The sequence below is a fragment of the Agarivorans aestuarii genome, assembly GCF_019670125.1.
Classification (GTDB): domain Bacteria; phylum Pseudomonadota; class Gammaproteobacteria; order Enterobacterales; family Celerinatantimonadaceae; genus Agarivorans; species Agarivorans aestuarii.
In genome coordinates, this window is record NZ_AP023033.1 from 3271220 (window position 1) to 3290887 (window position 19668).

20 protein-coding genes are annotated in these 19668 nt (G+C 44.7%); 5 read left to right on the forward strand and 15 right to left on the reverse strand.

Annotation, left to right across the window (positions count from 1 at the left end):
* Window positions 1-115: 115 nt before the first annotated feature.
* From K5609_RS15210 to nrdR, 13 genes are all read right to left on the reverse strand, one after another.
* Window positions 116-1150, reverse strand: coding sequence for a peptide ABC transporter ATP-binding protein (locus K5609_RS15210; RefSeq protein ID WP_221074385.1), 1035 nt, complete (start codon window positions 1148-1150; stop codon window positions 116-118).
* Window positions 1147-2127 carry a dipeptide ABC transporter ATP-binding protein gene (gene dppD, locus K5609_RS15215; protein ID WP_221074386.1) on the reverse strand — a complete coding sequence of 327 codons (981 nt, stop codon included), beginning with the start codon at window positions 2125-2127 and terminating at the stop codon, window positions 1147-1149. Before dppD ends, K5609_RS15210 begins: the two co-directional genes overlap by 4 nt.
* 10 nt (window positions 2128-2137) lie before the next feature.
* Window positions 2138-3040: a dipeptide ABC transporter permease DppC gene (gene dppC, locus K5609_RS15220; RefSeq protein ID WP_221074387.1), complete on the reverse strand. Its 903-nt coding sequence runs from the start codon at window positions 3038-3040 to the stop codon at window positions 2138-2140.
* 13 nt (window positions 3041-3053) lie between these two features.
* The gene (locus K5609_RS15225) at window positions 3054-4064 is read right to left on the reverse strand and encodes an ABC transporter permease subunit (protein ID WP_221074388.1); all 1011 of its coding nucleotides are present in this window, start codon (window positions 4062-4064) and stop codon (window positions 3054-3056) included.
* A gap of 58 nt (window positions 4065-4122) precedes the next feature.
* Entirely contained in the window at window positions 4123-5712 is a 1590-nt protein-coding gene (locus tag K5609_RS15230; RefSeq protein WP_221074389.1) for an ABC transporter substrate-binding protein, read from the reverse strand.
* A gap of 390 nt (window positions 5713-6102) precedes the next feature.
* Window positions 6103-6582 (reverse strand): phosphatidylglycerophosphatase A family protein, encoded by a 480-nt coding sequence (locus K5609_RS15235; RefSeq protein WP_221074390.1) that lies wholly within the window; start codon window positions 6580-6582, stop codon window positions 6103-6105.
* Window positions 6583-6606: 24 nt separating this feature from the next.
* Window positions 6607-7584 (reverse strand): thiamine-phosphate kinase, encoded by a 978-nt coding sequence (gene thiL / locus K5609_RS15240; RefSeq protein WP_221074391.1) that lies wholly within the window; start codon window positions 7582-7584, stop codon window positions 6607-6609.
* Window positions 7585-7588: 4 nt separating this feature from the next.
* The gene (gene nusB / locus K5609_RS15245; protein WP_221074392.1) at window positions 7589-8005 is read right to left on the reverse strand and encodes a transcription antitermination factor NusB; all 417 of its coding nucleotides are present in this window, start codon (window positions 8003-8005) and stop codon (window positions 7589-7591) included.
* Window positions 8006-8020: 15 nt separating this feature from the next.
* The gene (ribH, locus tag K5609_RS15250) at window positions 8021-8491 is read right to left on the reverse strand and encodes a 6,7-dimethyl-8-ribityllumazine synthase (protein WP_220718617.1); all 471 of its coding nucleotides are present in this window, start codon (window positions 8489-8491) and stop codon (window positions 8021-8023) included.
* 103 nt (window positions 8492-8594) lie between these two features.
* Window positions 8595-9707 (reverse strand): bifunctional 3,4-dihydroxy-2-butanone-4-phosphate synthase/GTP cyclohydrolase II, encoded by a 1113-nt coding sequence (ribBA, locus tag K5609_RS15255; RefSeq protein WP_221074393.1) that lies wholly within the window; start codon window positions 9705-9707, stop codon window positions 8595-8597.
* Window positions 9708-9771: 64 nt separating this feature from the next.
* Window positions 9772-10428 (reverse strand): riboflavin synthase, encoded by a 657-nt coding sequence (locus K5609_RS15260; protein WP_221074394.1) that lies wholly within the window; start codon window positions 10426-10428, stop codon window positions 9772-9774.
* Complete coding sequence (gene ribD, locus K5609_RS15265; protein WP_246611868.1) at window positions 10428-11561, reverse strand: bifunctional diaminohydroxyphosphoribosylaminopyrimidine deaminase/5-amino-6-(5-phosphoribosylamino)uracil reductase RibD; 1134 nt, start codon at window positions 11559-11561, stop codon at window positions 10428-10430. The genes K5609_RS15260 and ribD overlap by 1 nt, the downstream gene beginning before the upstream one ends.
* Entirely contained in the window at window positions 11562-12011 is a 450-nt protein-coding gene (gene nrdR, locus K5609_RS15270) for a transcriptional regulator NrdR (RefSeq protein WP_016402688.1), read from the reverse strand.
* A gap of 354 nt (window positions 12012-12365) precedes the next feature.
* Between nrdR and K5609_RS15275 the strand changes: the two genes are divergently transcribed.
* Together K5609_RS15275 and K5609_RS15280 are read left to right on the forward strand one after the other, a co-directional pair.
* On the forward strand, window positions 12366-12926 hold the full coding sequence (locus tag K5609_RS15275; protein WP_221074395.1) for a DJ-1/PfpI family protein: 561 nt from the start codon (window positions 12366-12368) through the stop codon (window positions 12924-12926).
* A 74-nt stretch (window positions 12927-13000) separates the two neighbouring features.
* The gene (locus tag K5609_RS15280; RefSeq protein WP_221074396.1) at window positions 13001-13333 is read left to right on the forward strand and encodes a ribbon-helix-helix domain-containing protein; all 333 of its coding nucleotides are present in this window, start codon (window positions 13001-13003) and stop codon (window positions 13331-13333) included.
* Window positions 13334-13686: 353 nt separating this feature from the next.
* On the opposite strand, the gene glyA is transcribed toward K5609_RS15280, so the two are convergent.
* Window positions 13687-14940 carry a serine hydroxymethyltransferase gene (glyA, locus tag K5609_RS15285; RefSeq protein WP_016402684.1) on the reverse strand — a complete coding sequence of 418 codons (1254 nt, stop codon included), beginning with the start codon at window positions 14938-14940 and terminating at the stop codon, window positions 13687-13689.
* 303 nt (window positions 14941-15243) lie between these two features.
* Between glyA and K5609_RS15290 the strand changes: the two genes are divergently transcribed.
* Both K5609_RS15290 and K5609_RS15295 read left to right on the forward strand, forming a co-directional pair.
* Window positions 15244-16239, forward strand: coding sequence for a ChaN family lipoprotein (locus tag K5609_RS15290; RefSeq protein ID WP_221074397.1), 996 nt, complete (start codon window positions 15244-15246; stop codon window positions 16237-16239).
* Between the two features lie 248 nt (window positions 16240-16487).
* A complete protein-coding gene (locus K5609_RS15295; RefSeq protein ID WP_016402681.1) occupies window positions 16488-16754 on the forward strand; it encodes an Lpp/OprI family alanine-zipper lipoprotein in 267 nt (88 codons plus the stop codon).
* A 46-nt stretch (window positions 16755-16800) separates the two neighbouring features.
* Here the strand turns inward: K5609_RS15295 and K5609_RS15300 are convergent, their stop codons facing one another.
* On the reverse strand, window positions 16801-17712 hold the full coding sequence (locus K5609_RS15300; protein WP_221074398.1) for a L,D-transpeptidase family protein: 912 nt from the start codon (window positions 17710-17712) through the stop codon (window positions 16801-16803).
* A gap of 275 nt (window positions 17713-17987) precedes the next feature.
* Here K5609_RS15300 and ettA point away from each other — a divergent pair, with 275 nt between their 5' ends.
* Entirely contained in the window at window positions 17988-19652 is a 1665-nt protein-coding gene (gene ettA, locus K5609_RS15305; protein WP_221074399.1) for an energy-dependent translational throttle protein EttA, read from the forward strand.
* Window positions 19653-19668 lie beyond the last annotated feature (16 nt).

Sequence of the window (19668 nt, forward strand, 5' to 3'; positions counted from 1 at the left end):
TTTCCTAACAACGCCAACGTCTTGAACCTTAAAACGATTAATGCTGCTAACTTACACGTGATGGCGCAATAAAAAAAGCGGGACAAGCCCGCTTTTTGATTGGATAGCATGCTAGTTAAGCGATTCGCCCTTCTTCTCGAGCAAAACATGCAACTTGCGCATTAGCTTCACTAACTAAAACGGGTTGCTCTTTATCGCATCGCTCATTGGCATAACGACAACGCGCATGGAAAGCACAACCTTTTGGAGGATTAAGCGGGGAAGGCAGTTCACCTTCTAGCTTAATTTTCTCACGACGATGGCTAGGATCTAAGCGAGGAGTGCTCGATAAAAGCGCTTGGGTATAAGGATGTTTAGGGTTAGCAAACAGCTCCTCACAAGACGCGTATTCAACCGCCTTACCTAAATACATCACCATCACTTCATCGGCAATATGCTCTACTACTGATAAATCGTGCGAAATGAAAATGTAGCTTAAGCCCATTTCATCTTGCAGGTCCATCATCAGGTTTAGTACCTGAGCTTGCACAGACACGTCTAGCGCCGATACTGGCTCATCGGCTACCACAACCTTAGGGTCGAGCATTAAACCGCGTGCAATAGCGATACGTTGACGCTGACCACCGGAGAACATGTGTGGGTAGCGATCGTAATGCTCGGGGCGCAAACCCACTTTGGCTAACATGGCTAAGGCTTTTTGCTTTCGCTCGGCCTTGCTCATATCGCTGTTAATCACCAAAGGCTCTTCGAGAATTGAGCCTACTTTTTTACGCGGATTTAACGAACCGTATGGGTTTTGGAAGATGATTTGGATTTTTTGACGCAGCGCCTTAGCCGCATCTTTACCCAAGCTCAGAATGTCTTCGCCATCAAAACACAACTCACCTGCGGTGGGCGTTTCGATCATAGTTAATACCCGAGCTAGGGTCGATTTACCACAACCGGACTCCCCTACTACCGCCAGAGTCTTACCCTTCTCTAACTTAAAGCTCACACCATCTAAGGCTTTAACCGTAGCGTCTGGTTTAAACATACCGGCTTTTACGTGGTAGTGTTTTTTAACACCATTCACTGCCAATACCGATTCTTGGGTAGTTTCTTCTACTGGAGCAGCATCTAAAGCCGCTGCTTTCATAATGCTATCACTCATGCGCTTGGTCTCCCGCTTTCATCCAGTGGTGTAAAGCATCGCACTTGACGCATTCCTTCTCCCTGCATTGCAGGCTGTTCGTTTTGACAACGCTCAGTCGCATAAGGGCAACGCGGGTTTAGCAAACAACCAATCGGTCGGTCAAACGCTCCTGGTACCACTCCTGGTAAGGCGTCTAAACGCTCTTTGCCTGCAGACGACTCCGGTAATGAGCGCAACAAGGCTTGGGTATAAGGATGTTTCGGCGTTGAGAAAATCTCTTCGGCTGGACCCGTTTCTACCACTTGTCCTGCGTACATCACAATCACTCGGTGAGCCGACTCAGCCACTAGTGCTAAATCGTGAGTAATCAACACCAAGCCCATGTTTTTCTGCTTTTGAAGATCCAATAACAAATCGACGATTTGTGCTTGAATGGTTACATCCAAAGCGGTGGTTGGTTCATCGGCAATCAATAGTTTTGGATCACAGGCAATCGCCATGGCAATCATCACCCGCTGACTCATACCACCGGATAACTGATGCGGATACGTTTTTAAGCGCGATTCAGGGTCAGGAATACCCACTTGTTCAAGTAATTCAATTACCCGCTTACGACGCCACTTTTTATCACCGCTTTGGTGAATTTTAAGCGCTTCGCTAATTTGGTATTCAACGGTATAACACGGATTTAAGCTCGACATTGGCTCTTGGAAAATCATCGCGATTTCAGCACCAGTAATCGCGCGACGTTTATCCTCTGGCATGGCCAATAGATCTTGCCCTTCAAAATTAAGGGTGTCGGCACTCACTTTTCCCGGGTAGTCAATCAACCCCATAATGGACAAAGAGCTAACACTTTTACCTGAGCCTGACTCGCCTACAATACCTACAATCTCGCCCTTTTCTACGCTGTAACCTACTTGGTCCACCGCACGAAATGGATTATCTCCATCACCAAACTCAACAGTAAGGTTTTTCACTTCTAATAAAGACACAAGGCTTCTCCTACTGCTTCAACTTGGGATCAAGGGCATCACGTAAACCATCGCCCATTAAGTTAAAGGCTAATACCGTTAACAGAATCACTAAGCCTGGGAAGGTAACTACCCACCAAGCACGTTGCACAAACTGCAAGGCATCGGCCAGCATGCTTCCCCATTCTGGCGTTGGAGGCTGAGCACCTAAACCAAGGAAGCCCAGTGCGGCCATATCCAAAATAGCGTTAGAGAAGCCCAAGGTAGCCTGCACGATAAGCGGTGCAGTACAGTTAGGTAGAATTGTAATAAACATTAAACGCAGTGAACCAGCACCGGCCACCCGCGAAGAGATCACGTAGTCTTTGTTCAACTCGGCGATGGTTGATGCGCGGGTTAAACGCACATAGTGCGGCATAGATACAATGGCAATTGCCATGGCTGCGTTAAAAATGCTTGGACCTAAAATAGCCACAATCGCGATTGCGAGTAGTAGGCTTGGCATGGCCAACATAATGTCTACCGCGCGCATGATGATGGTTTCAACATAGCCGCGGAAGAAGCCAGCGACTAGGCCTAAAATCACACCAATGCCCAAAGATAGGGTTACGACCAAGCAACCAATAAATAGTGATAGCTGCGCACCATGAATTAAGCGCGATAAGATATCACGGCCAACATCGTCAGTTCCCAATAAGTGAGCGGTAGTGCCACCTTCTACCCAAAATGGCGGTAGCAGTAAGGCATCACGATATTGTTCAATAGGAGAATGCGGCGCAATCACACTGGCTAATAAAGCCACCACAATCATTGTTGCGATAAATACCAAGCCAATCACAGCTCCGGTATTTTGACTAAAGTAGCCCCAAAATTCTTGTAACGGCGTTTGTACTTGTGGTCCAGTGGTGGCTGGAGTCGTTGTTTGTTCAGTCATTATACACTCCTCCTTATTTGCCGTGACGGATCCGTGGGTTTACCACGCCGTAAAGAATATCGACAATCAAATTCACCACAATAATAATGGTAGCCACGATCAGAATGCCCCCTTGTACCACTGGGTAGTCGCGTCGGCCAATAGATTCAATCAACCATTTACCAATGCCCGGCCAAGCAAAAATTGTCTCGGTAAGAATGGCACCCGATAACAAAATGCCCACCTGCAAACCAATAACGGTAATCACCGGAATAAGCGCGTTACGCAAAGCGTGCACTACAATTACTCGCATTGGCGCCATGCCTTTTGAGCGAGCGGTACGAATGTAGTCTTCGCCCAGTACTTCTAGCATTGAAGAACGGGTCATTCGAGCGATCACCGCCATCGGGATGGTTCCCAACACAATACTTGGCAAAACTAAGTGATGTAGTGCAGATAGAAATGCGCCGTCTTCGTCGGAGAGCAGCGTATCAATCAACATAAAACCGGTGACCTCATCTATCCAGAAGGTCACATCGAGCCGCCCGGAAACGGGGGTTACCCCCAAGTTTACCGAGAACACCAGCATTAACAGCAAGGCCCACCAGAATATGGGCATGGAATAGCCGGTGAGAGAAAAAGTCATGACCGAGTGGTCAAATAAGGAACCCCGTTTCACAGCAGCAATAATCCCGCAGGGCAAGCCTACTAATATCGCAAAGATTGCTGCGCAGGTAGCCAACTCTACAGTGGCAGGAAACAAGGTCATAAATTCTTCGGTTACAGGCGTCTTGGTGATTAATGAACGTCCAAGATCGCCACTCGCAATATTCTTCACATAATCAAAGTATTGGACCAACAACGGTTGGTCTAAGCCCAACTCGGCACGCAAGGCTGCGTGACGTTCAGGAGACACGCCCCTTTCACCTGCCATTACTTCTATTGGGTCGCCAGGAATCAAGCGAATCAAAGTAAAGGTTAAAAGAGTAATGCCGATGAAGGTGGGTATCACCAACATCAATTTTTTTATAATAAACTGGAACATAACTACAGCTCTGTGTCTGAAGGAAGGAAAGGGGCTGTTGCCAGCCCCTTAAGTATATTTATTTTAGCGACACGCCATAGAAGTGGTGACCACCTAATGGATCAATCTTAAAGCCTTGAACTTCTTTACGAACTGGCTTGTAAGCCACTGAGTGAGCAATTGTTACCCACGGAGCTTGTTCTTTAAAGATTAACTGTGCTTCTTCGTACAGTGGTGCACGTTCAGCTTGAACAGAAATCTGTTTAGCTTTAGTGATTACGTCGTTAAATGGCTTATGACACCACATAGCACGGTTACCACCACCAACAGCATCACAGCCTAGCAATACGCTTAGGAAGTTATCTGGGTCACCATTATCACCGGTCCAACCAAGTAACACGGTATCGTGCTCACCTTGCTTAGAACGCTTAAGGTACTCACCCCATTCGTAGCTAACGATTTCAGCTTGTACACCTACTTTTGCCCAATCAGCTTGAATCACTTCCGCCATACGACGTGCATTAGGGTTGTAAGGACGCTGTACTGGCATTGCCCAAATGTTGGTCTTAAGATCAGTTACACCTGCTTCAGCCAGTAAAGCTTTTGCTTTAACCGGATCGTAAGGGTAATCAACGGTATCTTCGTTGTAAGACCACATTGTTGGTGGAATTGGGTTTTTAGCAATTTTACCGCTGCCTTGGAATACCGCGTCAATAATCGCTTGCTTGTTAACCGCTAAGCTAAGTGCTTGACGAACTTTAACGTTATCAAATGGCGCTTTTTGGGTATTAAAGGCCAAGTAACCTACGTTTAAGCCCTCTTGACTCATTAGGTTGATGTCAGCATCTTTTTGCATTTGCTCAACATCAGCTGGGTTTGGATAAGGCATTACATGACACTCGCCTGCTTTTAGCTTGGCGTAACGTACTGATGCATCAGGTGTAATTGAGAATACCAAACGGTCAATAGCTGGAGCGCCTTGCCAGTAATCTGCATTACCTACGTAGCGAATAATTGAATCTTTTTGGTATTGTACTTTTTGGAAAGGACCAGTACCCACTGGGTCTAAGTCTAGTTTCTCAGGCGTACCTGCAGCTAGCATGGCATCGGCTTGCTCAGCAGAGAAGATAGATGCAAAGTCCATCGCCATGTTTGCAATAAACGGAGCTTCAGGTTTGCTTAGTACAAACTTAACCGTGTAATCGTCAACTTTAACGATTTCTTTTACTAGGTCGTTCATACCCATACCACTGTAGTACTCGTAAGAACCACCCGATACTTTGTGGTAAGGATGCTCTGGATCATCTTGGCGTTCAAAAGTGAACACTACGTCAGCAGCATTAAAGTCGCGAGAAGGTTTAAAACCTTTCTTCTGACTGTGGAATTTTACGCCTTTGCGTAAATGAAAGGTGTACTCTAGGCCATCTTCAGAAACTTCCCAAGACTCTGCCAAACCTGGAACAACATTGGTTGTGCCTACTTCAAATTCAACCAAACGGTTGAAGATGGTCTTAGAAGACGCATCAAAAGTGGTTCCTGCTGTATATAAGCTTGGGTTAAAACCTTCTGGACTGCCTTCTGAACAGAAGACAAATGTTTGCGCTTGAACGCCCACAGCTACCGCACTAGCTACAAGTGCAAGTGACAGCTTCGCCAATCCTTTCTTCATTATGATTCTCCGTGTGACATCTTGTCATGTATGCAACCGTTGTGGCTGCATTTCCGGTGTGTTTGCGAATAGACTAATAATTATTGTTCTTGATAAATCTAGACCCTGTACTAGCAAATGTCGCTATTCAAACAACAATTGTGAACTGAGTAAGACTTAAACAAGCCTGATCCGCTTTTTGCCCGTAATAAATTAGTATTTTTATCTGCCACTGTAAATAGCATAAACAGGATTTTATAATCCAAAAAACACAGAATACAGTGATAGTGATTAAGGATTCGATATATCGTCATATTTATGCAATAAAGAATAAGCTTATGCAGTGCTTGCATAAGCAGATTTAACTATATTTTGGGGAGAACAAATTTGGCAAGCAGAGAGAATGCTCTGTTAAGCGAAGACAAACAGCACAATTTGCAACGATATTGCGGCAAACACCCCAGCTAATACGTCATCTATCATTATACCAAAGCCACCATGGACTTTTTTATCTAAAACTTTGATGGGCCAAGGCTTCAATACGTCAAAAAAGCGAAACAACACAAAACCGAGCAAAACGTTAAGCGGTGATAGCGGCACCATAAACATGGTAATCCAGTAGCCAACAAACTCATCCCATACAATGCCACCATGGTCATGTACACCCATCGCATCGCTGGCTTTTTGACAGCACCAAACACCAAAAACAAAGCTTACCAACACTACTGCCACATAGGCCCAAACAGGTAATGGCGCTAGCAACAAATACAAAGGAATAGCAGCTAAGGTGCCAAAAGTACCTGGCGCTTTGGGGGCCAAGCCACTACCAAATCCAAGTGCGCATAAGTGCAGAGGGTTACGTAAACTTAGTTTGGCTAAAGCCTTATCCATTACCTTTCTCGCTACTCGCTAGGACTAATTGAAGTGATCCCACCCAGTGGGCTCGATTTGATAGGGTTTATCTTGATATTTTAGCTTTATCTCGCCGTGGCCAGGCGCCAGTTGCCCAATACAGGTATAAGACACGCCACTATAAGATAAGGAGGTATCAACCGAGCCTTTATTTGACTCTGGCACGGTAAAGCATAGCTCGTAATCTTCGCCGCCATTTAAAGCTAGCGCGATACTTTGATCCACACCAACCGCTTCGTTCATGGTTTCTGAAAGCGGCAGACTGTCTAACTTTAAGGTCGCCGAGCAATGGCTCTTTCTGAGGATATGCTGTAAATCGTTGTATAGACCGTCTGAAATATCAATGGTTGCAGAGGCTATGTCACGCAAACCATAGCCAGCAAGCACTCGTGGTTGCGGGTAGTAGTGCTGCTTTAAGCTTAGCTCTAACTGCTGAGGGTTTAAGCTAATTTTGTCTTGAAGATGCGCCAGTGCAAGGCCAGAGTCACCAATATTGCCAGTAACATATACCCAGTCTCCGGGCTTTGCCCCATCGCGACGCAAGGCTTTGCCATTGGGCACTACACCATGAACCGTCACGGTAATACTTAAGGGGCCTTTAGTGGTGTCGCCACCAATTAAAGCCACATTAAAGTATTCGGCTAAGTCATAAAAACCTTTGCTGAATTGGGCTAACCACGCTTCGTCAATTTCCGGCAAAGTGATCGCTAAGGTTACCCATCGCGGCTCTGCGCCCATGGCGGCCATGTCACTTAAATTAACGGCAAGCGCTTTATGACCAAGCGCGCGAGGTGGGATATCAGAGAAAAAGTGTACGCCTTCTACCAAGGTGTCGGTAGAAATAGCGATTTGGTTATTCTCGGGAATAGTTACCAGCGCTGCGTCATCACCAACACCCAGTAATACATCGGGGCGTGAAGCACTGCGCTGGAAGAACTTTTCGATGATATCAAATTCACCCAAAGGAGGCAGAGATGACATTTAACTAAGACTTAAACTGCTGTAAACGTAGTACTTTATCTAGCACGCCATTAACAAACTTGTGGCTATCTTCAGCGGCAAATGACTTAGCTAATTCAATCGCTTCGTTAATCACAACTTTAGGTGGTACATCGCTCACCATTAATAGCTCGTAAACACCAATTAATAAGATTGCGTGTTCAACAATATCCAATTCTTCTAACTTACGAGAAAGCGAAGAGCTCATCGCTGCATCTAGCTTTTCACTGTTTGCTACTACGCCAGACAGCAGAGTAGAAAAATATGGAACATCGGCTTTACTCATATCCTGTTCGGTTAAGAACTGATGCTCGATGTTAGCAACGCTGTCCTTGGTCACCTGCCATTGATAAATTGCTTGAGTAGCAAATTGCCTAGCTTTACGACGTGCAGCTGGTTTCACAGAGAATTCCTCAAATTAAACTTCTATCTGATCAATCAAGTTGATCATTTCCAAAGCGCTTAGGGCAGCTTCGGTACCTTTATTACCCATTTTCGTGCCAGCGCGTTCAATCGCTTGCTCGATAGACTCAGTAGTAAGCACGCCAAAGGTGACTGGAATATCAAATTCCATCATAACTTGAGCTAAACCTTTATGGCATTCGTTGGCCACTAGTTCAAAGTGATAAGTACCACCACGAATTACCGTACCTAAAGCAATAATAGCATCGTACTTTTTGCTTGCTGCAATGCGTTTAGCAGCCAGTGGGATTTCTACTGCACCCGGTACGCGAACAACAGTAATGTTGTCATCGCTAATTCCACCTTGGCGAGTCAGGGTATCCACTGCGCCAGATAACAAACTTTCATTAATAAAGCTGTTAAAACGAGCGATAACAATAGCCACTTTAGCGTTTGGTGTAGCTAAATTTGCTTCAATTACTTTCATACTTAATTCTGCCTTTTCTTTGAGTCCATCAAAAAAATCGCGCTATTCTAGCACAACTAATCTGCTAGGCCCTTAATAAAATTATTTGTCACTAAATCTATAACTATTCTTGGTCGATGTACTCAACCACTTCCAAGCCAAAGCCCGATAAAGCATGGTAGCGTTTCGGCGAACTTAACAAACGCATTTTACTCACACCCAAATCGGCCAATATCTGCGAGCCCACACCCACGGTACGTGATGCGCTTTGCGCTTGTTTTTGCGCTGGGGTTTCACCACGATCTTGCAAAGCAAAGGCTTTAACTTGGTCAATCAAATTATCAGCTTTATCATCGGTACTAAGTAGCACCAGCACGCCATTTTCTTGAGCAATTTTTTCTAGCGCTTTATCCAGCGGCCAGCTCATCTTCCCAGCCCGGTCACTACCTAATAAATCACTAAAGGTATTATGCAAGTGCACACGTACCAGAGTGGCTTCATCTTCTTTTATCTCACCGGCTTGCATCACAAAGTGAACTTTTTCATCGATGGTATCGCGGTAGGTAATCAGCTTGAAATCACCGTGGCGGCTAGGCATTTTACATTCTGCTACTCGCTCAATAGTGGTTTCATTGTTATTACGGTATTCGATGAGATCGGCGATAGTGCCCATCTTTAACCCATGTTCTTTACAAAACACCTCAAGATCAGGGCGACGAGCCATGGTGCCGTCTTGATTAAGGATCTCAACAATCACAGCTGCTGGTTCTCGACCAGCTAACCTTGCCAAATCAGTTCCCGCTTCAGTATGTCCAGCGCGAGTAAGTACCCCACCTTCTTGCGCCATTAGCGGGAAGATATGCCCAGGCATAACAATGTCACTAGGCTTAGCATCACGGGCAACGGCTGCTTGCACAGTGCGCGAGCGATCTGCTGCAGAAATTCCGGTAGTCACGCCTTGCGATGCTTCAATAGATACCGTGAAATTAGTAGCAAACTGCTCGGTATTTACATCTACCATCAGCGGCAACTTTAGTTGCTGACAGCGCTGTTTAGTCATGGGTAAACAAATCAATCCACGCCCATAGGTAGCCATAAAGTTAATGGCCTCTGGTGTTACCATATCGGCTGCCATGATGAGATCGCCTTCATTCTCTCGATCTTCATCATCCATTAGCACCACCATTTTTCCATGGCGTAAATCTTCAATAATTTCTTCGATACTGCTTAGTGACATAGCAAAACCTTTCTTACCTTTGGGGATAGTATTTATTGTTATTAGCGCATCTTAATTGGGCGAGCTATTTCATAAAGCCGTGCTGCGCCAAAAATGCAGTATTTATTTTTGAATCGTTAGTGTTCTCATCAGCATAGCCGATTAAACGCTCCACATAGCGAGCGATAACATCAACTTCTACGTTAATTTTTTGCCCAGGCGACCAAGCACCAATGGTTGTTTGCTGGGCAGTATGGGGAATAATGGTTAAACGTAGCTGTTGCTGCTGTACTTCGTTCACCGTTAAGCTAATGCCATCTACGGTTACGGATCCTTTATGGGCTATGTAACGCGCCAGATCATTAGGAACCTTTAGCCAAATATTAATCGCACGAGCGCTGGGGCTAATGCTTACTACCTCTGCTAAGCCATCAACATGGCCACTGACAATATGACCACCAAAGCGATTAGTCGCAAGCATGGCTTTTTCAAGGTTAACCTTGTCACCTTGTTTGCATTTAGCCAGTGAAGTTAAACTTAACGTTTCGGTAGATACATCGGCGCAAAAGTGCTCATTGCTGAAGTCGACCACGGTTAAACATATACCATTTACCGCGATGCTATCGCCAAGCCTTACATCCGACATATCTAGACCAGTGCTGGCGATGTTTAATCGTACGTCACCGCTGCGTTTTTCAATGCGAGAAATCTTGCCTAGGGCTTCAATTATTCCAGTAAACATTAGTGTGTGCCCTGTGCTTGCGGGATCCAGATAGTTTTAATGTCGGGGCCAATTCGGCGAGTTTCAAGGCATTGCCAAGAATTTAACGCACTCATCGACTGATACCCCTCTAAGCCCACCAAACTGTATGCATCGGCTCCCATCAATAAACCCGCTTGATAACAAATAAGTTGATCAACTAAGTTGGCTTGAATTAGAGCCGCAGCAAAGTTTGCCCCAGCCTCAACCCAAATATCATTTACTTCTGCTTCAGCTAGCTGCTGCATTAATTGCGGCAAAAAGCTTGGCGTGTCTTCAATCACCAGCTGTTTTGCGGCTGGCAGTTGCGTTTGTGATTGATGGCCAGCCAACCACAAAGACTCACTATTTTTAAAAATATTAAGGTCTTGAGCAGCTTCTGCTAAGCGTTGTTTACGGTCAATAATCACCCGTAATGGCTGACGCAGCAGTGTTTCATCAAGTTGCTCTGCAAGGCTGCCCAGCTCATTAAATCTCACGTTTAGGCTGGCATTATCGCGAATAACCGTAGTAGCGGTGGATAAAATAGCATGACTGGCTGCTCGCTCTCGTTGCACATCGCTGCGAGACTGAGCGGAGGTAATCCACTTACTTTCACCATTGGCCAAGGCTGTTTTAGCGTCTATGGAACCCGCAAGTTTTAAGCGTACAAAAGGACGCTTGCGCTCTACACGACTGAGAAACCCTGGGTTAAGTGCGCGCGCAGCCTGCTCCATAAGACCAGTTCTAACCTCAATACCAGCCTCCGCTAAGCGCTTAATGCCACGCCCAGCAACCTGTGGATTGGGATCTACCATAGCAATAACTACTTCGGCCACTTGCTGCTCAACTAACATAGTGGCGCAAGCTGGCGTTCTGCCTACATGGCTGCAGGGCTCAAGGGTGACATAACAAGTTGCCCCTAAGAGGCTAAAACCGCGTTGCTTAGCGTCTGCCACAGCATTCACTTCAGCGTGCCCTTCGCCGGCTTTACGGTGAAAGCCTTCACCGATAATCTGACCGTCTTTCACCAATACACAACCCACATTTGGATTCGGTGCCGTGGTATATCTTCCGCGCTTGGCAAGAGCAATGGCCTTTGCCATAAACTGGCAATCTTGAACACTAAAGCTCACTTACTTTTCCAACTTAGCAATTTCGTCACTAAATTCTTTGATATCCTCAAAGGAGTGATAAACCGAAGCAAAGCGCACATAGGCAACTTTATCTAAGCCAATCAATTGCTCCATTACAATTTTCCCAATGAACTTAGTGGCGACTTCGCGTTCGCCAGTCGCCCGCAATTGCGATTTGATTTTATTCACAGCCTGTTCTACTTGATCCACACTCACTGGGCGTTTTTCCAATGCTCGCATCATGCCTGCACGCATTTTCTCTTCGTTAAAGGGTTCTCTAATGCCGTTGCCTTTAATCACTCTTGGCATCACCAACTCAGCTACTTCAAAAGAGGTGAAACGCTCATGGCATTCTAAGCATTCACGACGCCTTCTTACTTGATGACCATCGGCAACCAAACGCGAGTCAATAACCTTGGTTTCATGAGCAGAACAAAATGGACAATGCATGGGCGATCCCTTATTCGAATATCCGGCAATTTTATCTGCTAAACCGCCAGAGGTACAGGTTAGCTAAAGCGTAACTATCGAAAATACCAATAATTCCCTTGATAGAATGGGGTCTTGGCCAAAGAGAATAGCGCCAGCTCAGTGAAGGGAGAAAAAATGAGAAATAGCTCTCACTTTAGCCACAACGCCAAATACTTATCGTTTGGCAATTAGCCTGTTAAGCGCCTGATTAGATTAACCTTAAGCTCATTATATCAATCTACAGCGCTTGCGTAGTAACCAATTACTACCGCTTAGCTCACAGCTCAAGTTAGGCTGCACTTTAAATGTAAATAACTTGTTAAGGAAAGCATCATGGCGAAGGTACTAATTATTGCAGGTGATTTTGTTGAAGATTATGAATTAATGGTGCCCTTTCAAGCACTGCAAATGGTAGGTCATGAAGTTATCGCTACTTGCCCAGAGAAACGCTGCGGTGAACAAATTAAAACAGCCATTCATGACTTTGAAGGCGATCAAACCTATACCGAAAAACCGGGGCACAACTTCACCCTAAATGGCAATTTTGCTGACATCGATACCGAGAAGTTTGACGCGCTATTATTGCCCGGCGGACGGGCCCCGGAATACTTACGCTTAAATGCTAAGGTATTAGAAATAATTCAAGCCTTTGCCGCTAAACAACAGCCGATAGCGGCAATATGCCATGGCGCACAACTATTAACAGCGGCAGGTATTGCCTCTGGCAGACACATTTCTGCCTACCCGGCTTGTGCGCCTGAAGTGACAGCCGCTGGCGGCGACTATGCCGATATAGCCGTTGACCAAGCCCTTACCGATGGGAACTTGGTCACCGCGCCAGCTTGGCCTGCCCACCCGCAATGGCTGGCTCAATTTAATAAGTTACTGGCTTAATACTAAAGTGAAACGGCAAAAGTTGATTTTATATACCATGATTAGACTTCGGTTTAATCATGGTGGGATTGGCTATGTGTGAAATTTATTCTGGCACCGAAGCAGAGCTGTTTGAATTGAAATCTCGTTCAGTGCGTTTAGATGGGGTAGTCACCAGTATTCGCTTAGAAGCTATTTTTTGGCAACTACTGGAACAAATAGCCGAAGAGGCCAACCTTAGTTTGGCAGGCTTTTTAACTCAAATTTACCATGAGGTATTACAACGAGAAGAAAAGGTAGGTAATTTTACATCTTTACTAAGAGTGGCTTGCACCACCCACCTTAATCAAGGCAAGCGATTATCATTAACTAAGCCCTCACTTAATCAAGCAGATTCAGGCAAATCCGTTGCCCATAGTTTTGTTTAATGCGCGCAAACTAAGCAATGATGAACAACATAAAACTGCCCCATATTACAAACTGCATTATCATCAATCTTTTTGCACTAGCCACAGGATTCATATCCATGGTGATTCTCTCTTGTTAGTAATTACCTTCTACCGCTGGTAATTTGACTTATCAATTAGGTCTTAAAAGCTGAGCAATTTCAGTACCAACTGTATATTTCTCATGCTAAGACCTAGCCTATCCCTCCCTGGTTTGTGTTCCTATTCACATTTAGTCTTAAATATCCGTAGTTTGACTAGCAAGCAAATACAAAAAAGGAGGCTTAAAGCCTCCTTTCTATTATTCCGTCAATCCCTGACTTTTACATGCTTACTTAAGCGTAGACCGGGAAACGTTGGCAAAGTTCTAACACTTGGCCTTTAACACGCTCGATTACCGCTTCGTCTTGTAAATTATCTAATACATCACAAATCCAGCCAGCTAACTCTTTAGAAGCAGCTACATCTAAGCCACGACGAGTAATCGCTGGAGTACCGATACGTAAGCCACTGGTTACGAATGGTGAACGCGGATCGTTTGGAACCGAGTTTTTGTTCACGGTGATGTTAGCGCGGCCTAAGGCTGCGTCAGCGTCTTTACCAGTAATGTCTTTGTCGATTAAATCAACCAAGAACAAGTGGTTTTCAGTACCATTAGATACAATTTTGTAACCACGCTCTTGAAGCACAGCTACCATTGCTTTGGCATTGTCTAATACGTTTTGCTGGTATTGCTTGAATTCTGGCTCCATAGCTTCTTTGAACGCTACTGCTTTAGCAGCAATAACATGCATTAAAGGACCACCTTGACCACCAGGGAATACCGCAGAGTTAAGTTTCTTCTCTACTTCTTCGTTGGCACGCGCCAAAATCAAACCACCGCGTGGACCAGCTAGGGTTTTGTGTGTGGTAGTTGTTACTACATCGGCAACAGGCACTGGGTTAGGATACAAACCAGCAGCCACTAAACCGGCAATGTGGGCCATATCTACGAACAGGTAAGCACCTACTTCGTCTGCGATATCGCGGAAGCGCTGCCAATCAACCACACCAGAGTACGCTGAGAAACCAGCAATAATCATTTTAGGTTTGTGTTCTTTAGCTAAACGCTCTACTTCTGCATAATCTAGCTCACCAGTTTCAGGGTTAATCCCGTACTGAACGGCGTTGTAGATTTTACCTGAGAAGCTAACGCTTGCACCGTGAGTTAAGTGACCACCGTGGGCTAAGCTCATGCCTAGTACCGTGTCACCTGCTTTCAACAAAGCCATGAAAACAGCAGAGTTAGCTTGCGAACCAGCGTGTGGTTGCACGTTTGCGTAGTCGGCACCAAATAGTTGCTTGGCACGCTCAATGGCTAGCACTTCTGCTTTATCTACATACTCACAACCACCATAGTAACGCTTACCTGGGTATCCTTCGGCGTACTTATTAGTAAGGTAAGAGCCTTGCGCTTCCATTACTCGTGGGCTGGCATAGTTCTCAGAAGCAATCAGCTCAATGTGCTCTTCTTGACGAACTTCTTCTTTAGTAATGGCTTGCCATAATTCGGCATCGTAATCGGCGATATTCATATCACGCTTTAACATCAGTATCTCCTGACTCTTTTGTTACATGTTGGTGGGTGATTTTTCGAAGGCGCATTCTAACCTGAGTCCTTTTCAGATCACAGCAAAATTTTTCACCATTAACACTATTCAAATGAACAAATGTAACAATAAAACGCTAGCTGCCTTGGAGGCTGTAGTGTGCGTTTAGCCTATTAAATTTGCAATTTTCTCACTAGCTGCTTTGATCTTTATGAAATAAATTCACGTTAATTTAAGCATTACATCTCAGCCCAACAAAGGTTAAGATGATAATGATTATCATCTACAATTAGAGTTTATATTATGTCACTTCGCCTCTCAGGCCTCATGTTGTCACTTTTCTTTCTATCGGCTTGCAGCGCTACTCCACCTATAGAGCAAACAACGCCATCTGCAGATATTCAATTGCAGACTTACTATGACTACGCATTGTACAACCCAAACGACCAACAAATTGTTGAAAACACCCAATCACTTGCCAAGCAACTGGCTGATTCTCAGGTGATACTGTTTGGCGAATACCACAGTCACCCCGCGATCCACTTAGCGCAGCTGCGTTTATTGGAAGCCCTATATCAGCAACAAAACCAAATTAGCTTATCGATGGAGCAATTTAATCGCAGCCAACAAGCTTTATTAGATAGCTACCTAGCCAACGAAATAGGTGAAGAATGGCTTATCAAACAAACTAAAGCCTGGGATAACTACCGCTCTGATTATCGGCCGCTAGTTGAATTTGCCAAAGATAAACAACTTACGGTAGTAGCAGCCAATGCGCCTCGCGAGCATGTTCGCTGTATTGGTCAGCAAGGCTTAGGCTATTTAGAGGGCTTAGAAAAATCTGAACGCAGCAAACTTGCCCAAGACTTTACAACTAACGATCCAGCTTACCAACAGCGACTGTTTGGCAACGCCCACCATGGTGATAGCGAACAAAGCAAAAATCACTTTTTTGCCATGTTAGCTTGGGACGAAACAATGGCAGAATCTATCGCTCTACAACTGCAGTCTCAAACAACTCAACAGGTGATGCACACTGTGGGCAACTTTCATATTGAACAACGACAAGGCACCTACTCAAGAGTAGAACAACGCCTCGAAGGTAAAAAAGTTAGTTCTTTAGTGGCGATAAACCACAGTGAGTTTGTTGAGTTAAGCGAGCAACAAAAACAAGCATTGGGTGACTACTTAATTGTGGTAAAAAGCCTGCCTGTGCGTTATCAAAACAAAGCCAATCAGCAAGCAGAATTTAAACATATTAAGAAACAATCTAGTAAGCAGTGTAAAAGCGCTAACTAACAATTAGCTAGCGGTTATTTTAAATGTCTCTAGGCGGCGACGCCATTTGTTAAATAAATGTTAACAAATCAACTTAAATAACTGTATTCGCCTTATTTTTTTTTGGTTTTACTAACAAACGCTTGCAGCTTGCTCATATTGAGCCATAATCATACCAGCGGCTCACTCAATTGCAGTGAATAGCTTTGCTTAAACGAATCAACGATTGCTAACAATCGTTAGAATTGAATATAAAGGACGGACTTACCATGAATAAGTTTTTAGTTGCAGGCGCTATTGCTTCTACCATTTTACTAGCGGGTTGTTCTTCAAACACTACCGCTTTAGAAAACAACGTACAATCTCTAAGCGACAAAGTTGATGCACTATCAAACGAAGTTGCAGCTCTTCGTGCAGAGCAAAGCTCTTTGAGTGGCGACATTAAGTCAGCTCAAATGAGTGCTGACCAAGCTAAAGCTGAAGCGATGCGCGCTAACGAACGTATCGACAACATTGCATCTTCTTACACTAAGTAAGTTTAAAGCGATGTGAAAAAAGGTGATGCTAAGCATCACCTTTTTTTTATCCTTGTTTTTCTCCTACCGACAAAGCAATGCCTTGCTGGTTTTTCAGCGCTTGATTCACCACCGACGAGTCAACCCCTGCTTGAGTAATAAACTTAATATCATCACGACTCAATTGTAAGGTAGTTGCTTGGGTCACTTCTTCTTCAGAGCGATTAAGCGGCTGGTGCACTTCTAACAAGTACTCCCCACTAGGTTCAAGCGAATGTTTAATCGATTGATTAATGATCCTCACTGGCGTTTTCAGATTAACCTGCGAAAACAGGTATTCGATATCATCGGGAAACAAGCGTATGCAACCAGAGCTAACACGCAGGCCAACACCAAACTCTTTATTGGTGCCATGAATTAAATACTCACCATTACCGTAAGCCAAACGCAGGGCATATTCACCCAGTGGATTTTCTGGCCCTGCCTGTACAACCGGTGGCAAAACAATCCCCTTAGCTGCATATTCATTACGAATATTTTGAGTAGGTGTCCAAGTAGGTTGCTCACGTTTTTGACTAATGTAAGTGCTCATCTCTGGCGTTTCGCGGCCAATTCGGCCAATGCCAATGGGTAACACATCTACTTCGGTGCTATTTGGTCGGAAGTAATACAAACGCAATTCCGCAAGATTTACCACCACCCCTTTGCGCTCCACATCGGGCAGCAAAATTTGAGTGGGAATAAGCAGCTCGGTATCTTCTTCTGGTAAGAAAGGGTCTACCCCTTTATTCGCCGCCATTACCGCTAAAAAACCTACACCATAACGCTCGGCGATAAGCGCAATAGTTTCGCCTTTTTGCACTCTGTGCCATTGGTTTCCGCCCAGCAGGCGACTTCCATCTTCGGGTAAATCGTAAGTTAAGGCTGAAACTGAAAATGCCATAGATAAGGCAACACAGGCCAATAAAATCTGTTTCATTTAATCTGCAGTGTCAAATAGTGATGATTCCAACATACCACTATTACTTTAGAAATTCGACAAGCCCTGATGGCTATCTCTGTTAAAAACAAGCAGATAGTACCGCTTTATGCTGCTTCACTAGGCAACATCAAAAAACCACCGCATAAACTGCCTAACAACGCTAGCTTCCGTCTACGAAGCCAGTATCATAGCGGTAGATAACTTTTAGCGGATTTGCGTGTATGCTTTAGCGACATGAAAATTCGAAGGTAGACCTTTTAAAGGAACGGCAAATGGCCCAATTTATTTATACGATGAACCGCGTTGGTAAAATCGTTCCCCCTAAAAAACATATTCTTAAAAACATTTCTTTAAGCTTTTTCCCTGGCGCTAAAATTGGCGTACTCGGTTTAAACGGCTCAGGTAAATCTACCCTACTACGCATTATGGCGGGTATTGATACCGAGATTGAGGGGGAAGCACGTGCTAACCCAGGAACCAAAATTGGTTACCTTGCCCAAGAACCTCAAATGGACTTAGACAAAACGGTTCGCGAAGTGGTTGAAGAAGCAGTAGCTGTGGTAAAAAATGCCCAAACTCGCTTAGACCAAGTTTATGCCGAATACGCAGAACCCGATGCAGACTTTGACGCCTTAGCTAAAGAGCAAGGCGAACTCGAAGCGATTTTAGCTACTCATGATGCACATAGTTTAGAGAATCAACTAGAGCGTGCAGCCGATGCCTTACGCCTACCAGAGTGGGACCAAAAAATTGAGAAGCTTTCTGGGGGTGAACGTCGCCGCGTAGCGCTGTGTCGCTTATTGCTTGAAAAACCAGACATGCTGCTACTTGACGAACCAACCAACCACTTAGATGCAGAATCTGTAGCTTGGTTAGAACGCTTCTTACATGATTATGAAGGTACTGTTGTGGCGGTAACCCACGACCGTTACTTCCTCGATAACGTAGCAGGCTGGATTTTAGAACTAGACCGCGGTGAAGGTATTCCATGGGAAGGTAACTACTCTTCTTGGCTTGAACAAAAAGAAGACCGCTTGAACCAAGAAGCCTCTCAAGAAAAAGCTCGAATGAAATCAATTCAGAAAGAGCTGGAATGGGTTCGTTCAAATGCGAAAGGCCGTCAGAGTAAAAGTAAGTCTCGTATGGCTCGCTTTGAAGAGCTTAATACTCAAAGTTTCCAAAGCCGAAATGAAACCAACGAGCTATTCATTCCAGCTGCGCAACGCCTAGGTGATAAGGTTATTGATGTTAACAACCTAAGCAAGGCTTATGATGGACGAGTACTAATCAATGACCTGTCATTTAGTATTCCTAAGGGAGCGATTGTAGGTATTATTGGTCCTAACGGCGCGGGTAAATCGACTCTATTTAAGATGATTACTGGAGCAGAGAAAGCAGACTCTGGTAGCGTAGAAGTTGGCGAAAGTGTTCAAATAGCTAGCGTTGATCAGTTCCGTGATGCGATGGATGATAAAGCCACCGTATGGCAAGAAGTGTCTGGCGGTTCCGATATTCTAAAAATTGGTAATATCGAAGTACCAAGTCGCGCTTATGTAGGTCGCTTCAACTTTAGAGGTGGTGACCAACAAAAACGTGTTGGAGAGCTATCAGGTGGTGAACGTGGCCGCTTGCATTTGGCTAAGTTACTTCAAACTGGTGGCAACGTGCTGCTACTAGATGAACCAACCAACGACCTAGATGTTGAAACACTACGAGCGCTAGAAAACGCACTCTTGGAATTTGCTGGCTGTGCCATGGTCATCTCGCATGACCGCTGGTTCTTAGATCGTATCGCAACTCACATTCTAGATTACCGCGACGAAGGGCAAGTAAACTTCCATGCAGGTAACTTTACCGAGTACGAAGCTTGGTTAAAAGAAACCATTGGTGAAGAAGCCGCTCAGCCTCATCGCATAAAATACAAACGTATTAGCTAAGTATGAGCGACAAAAA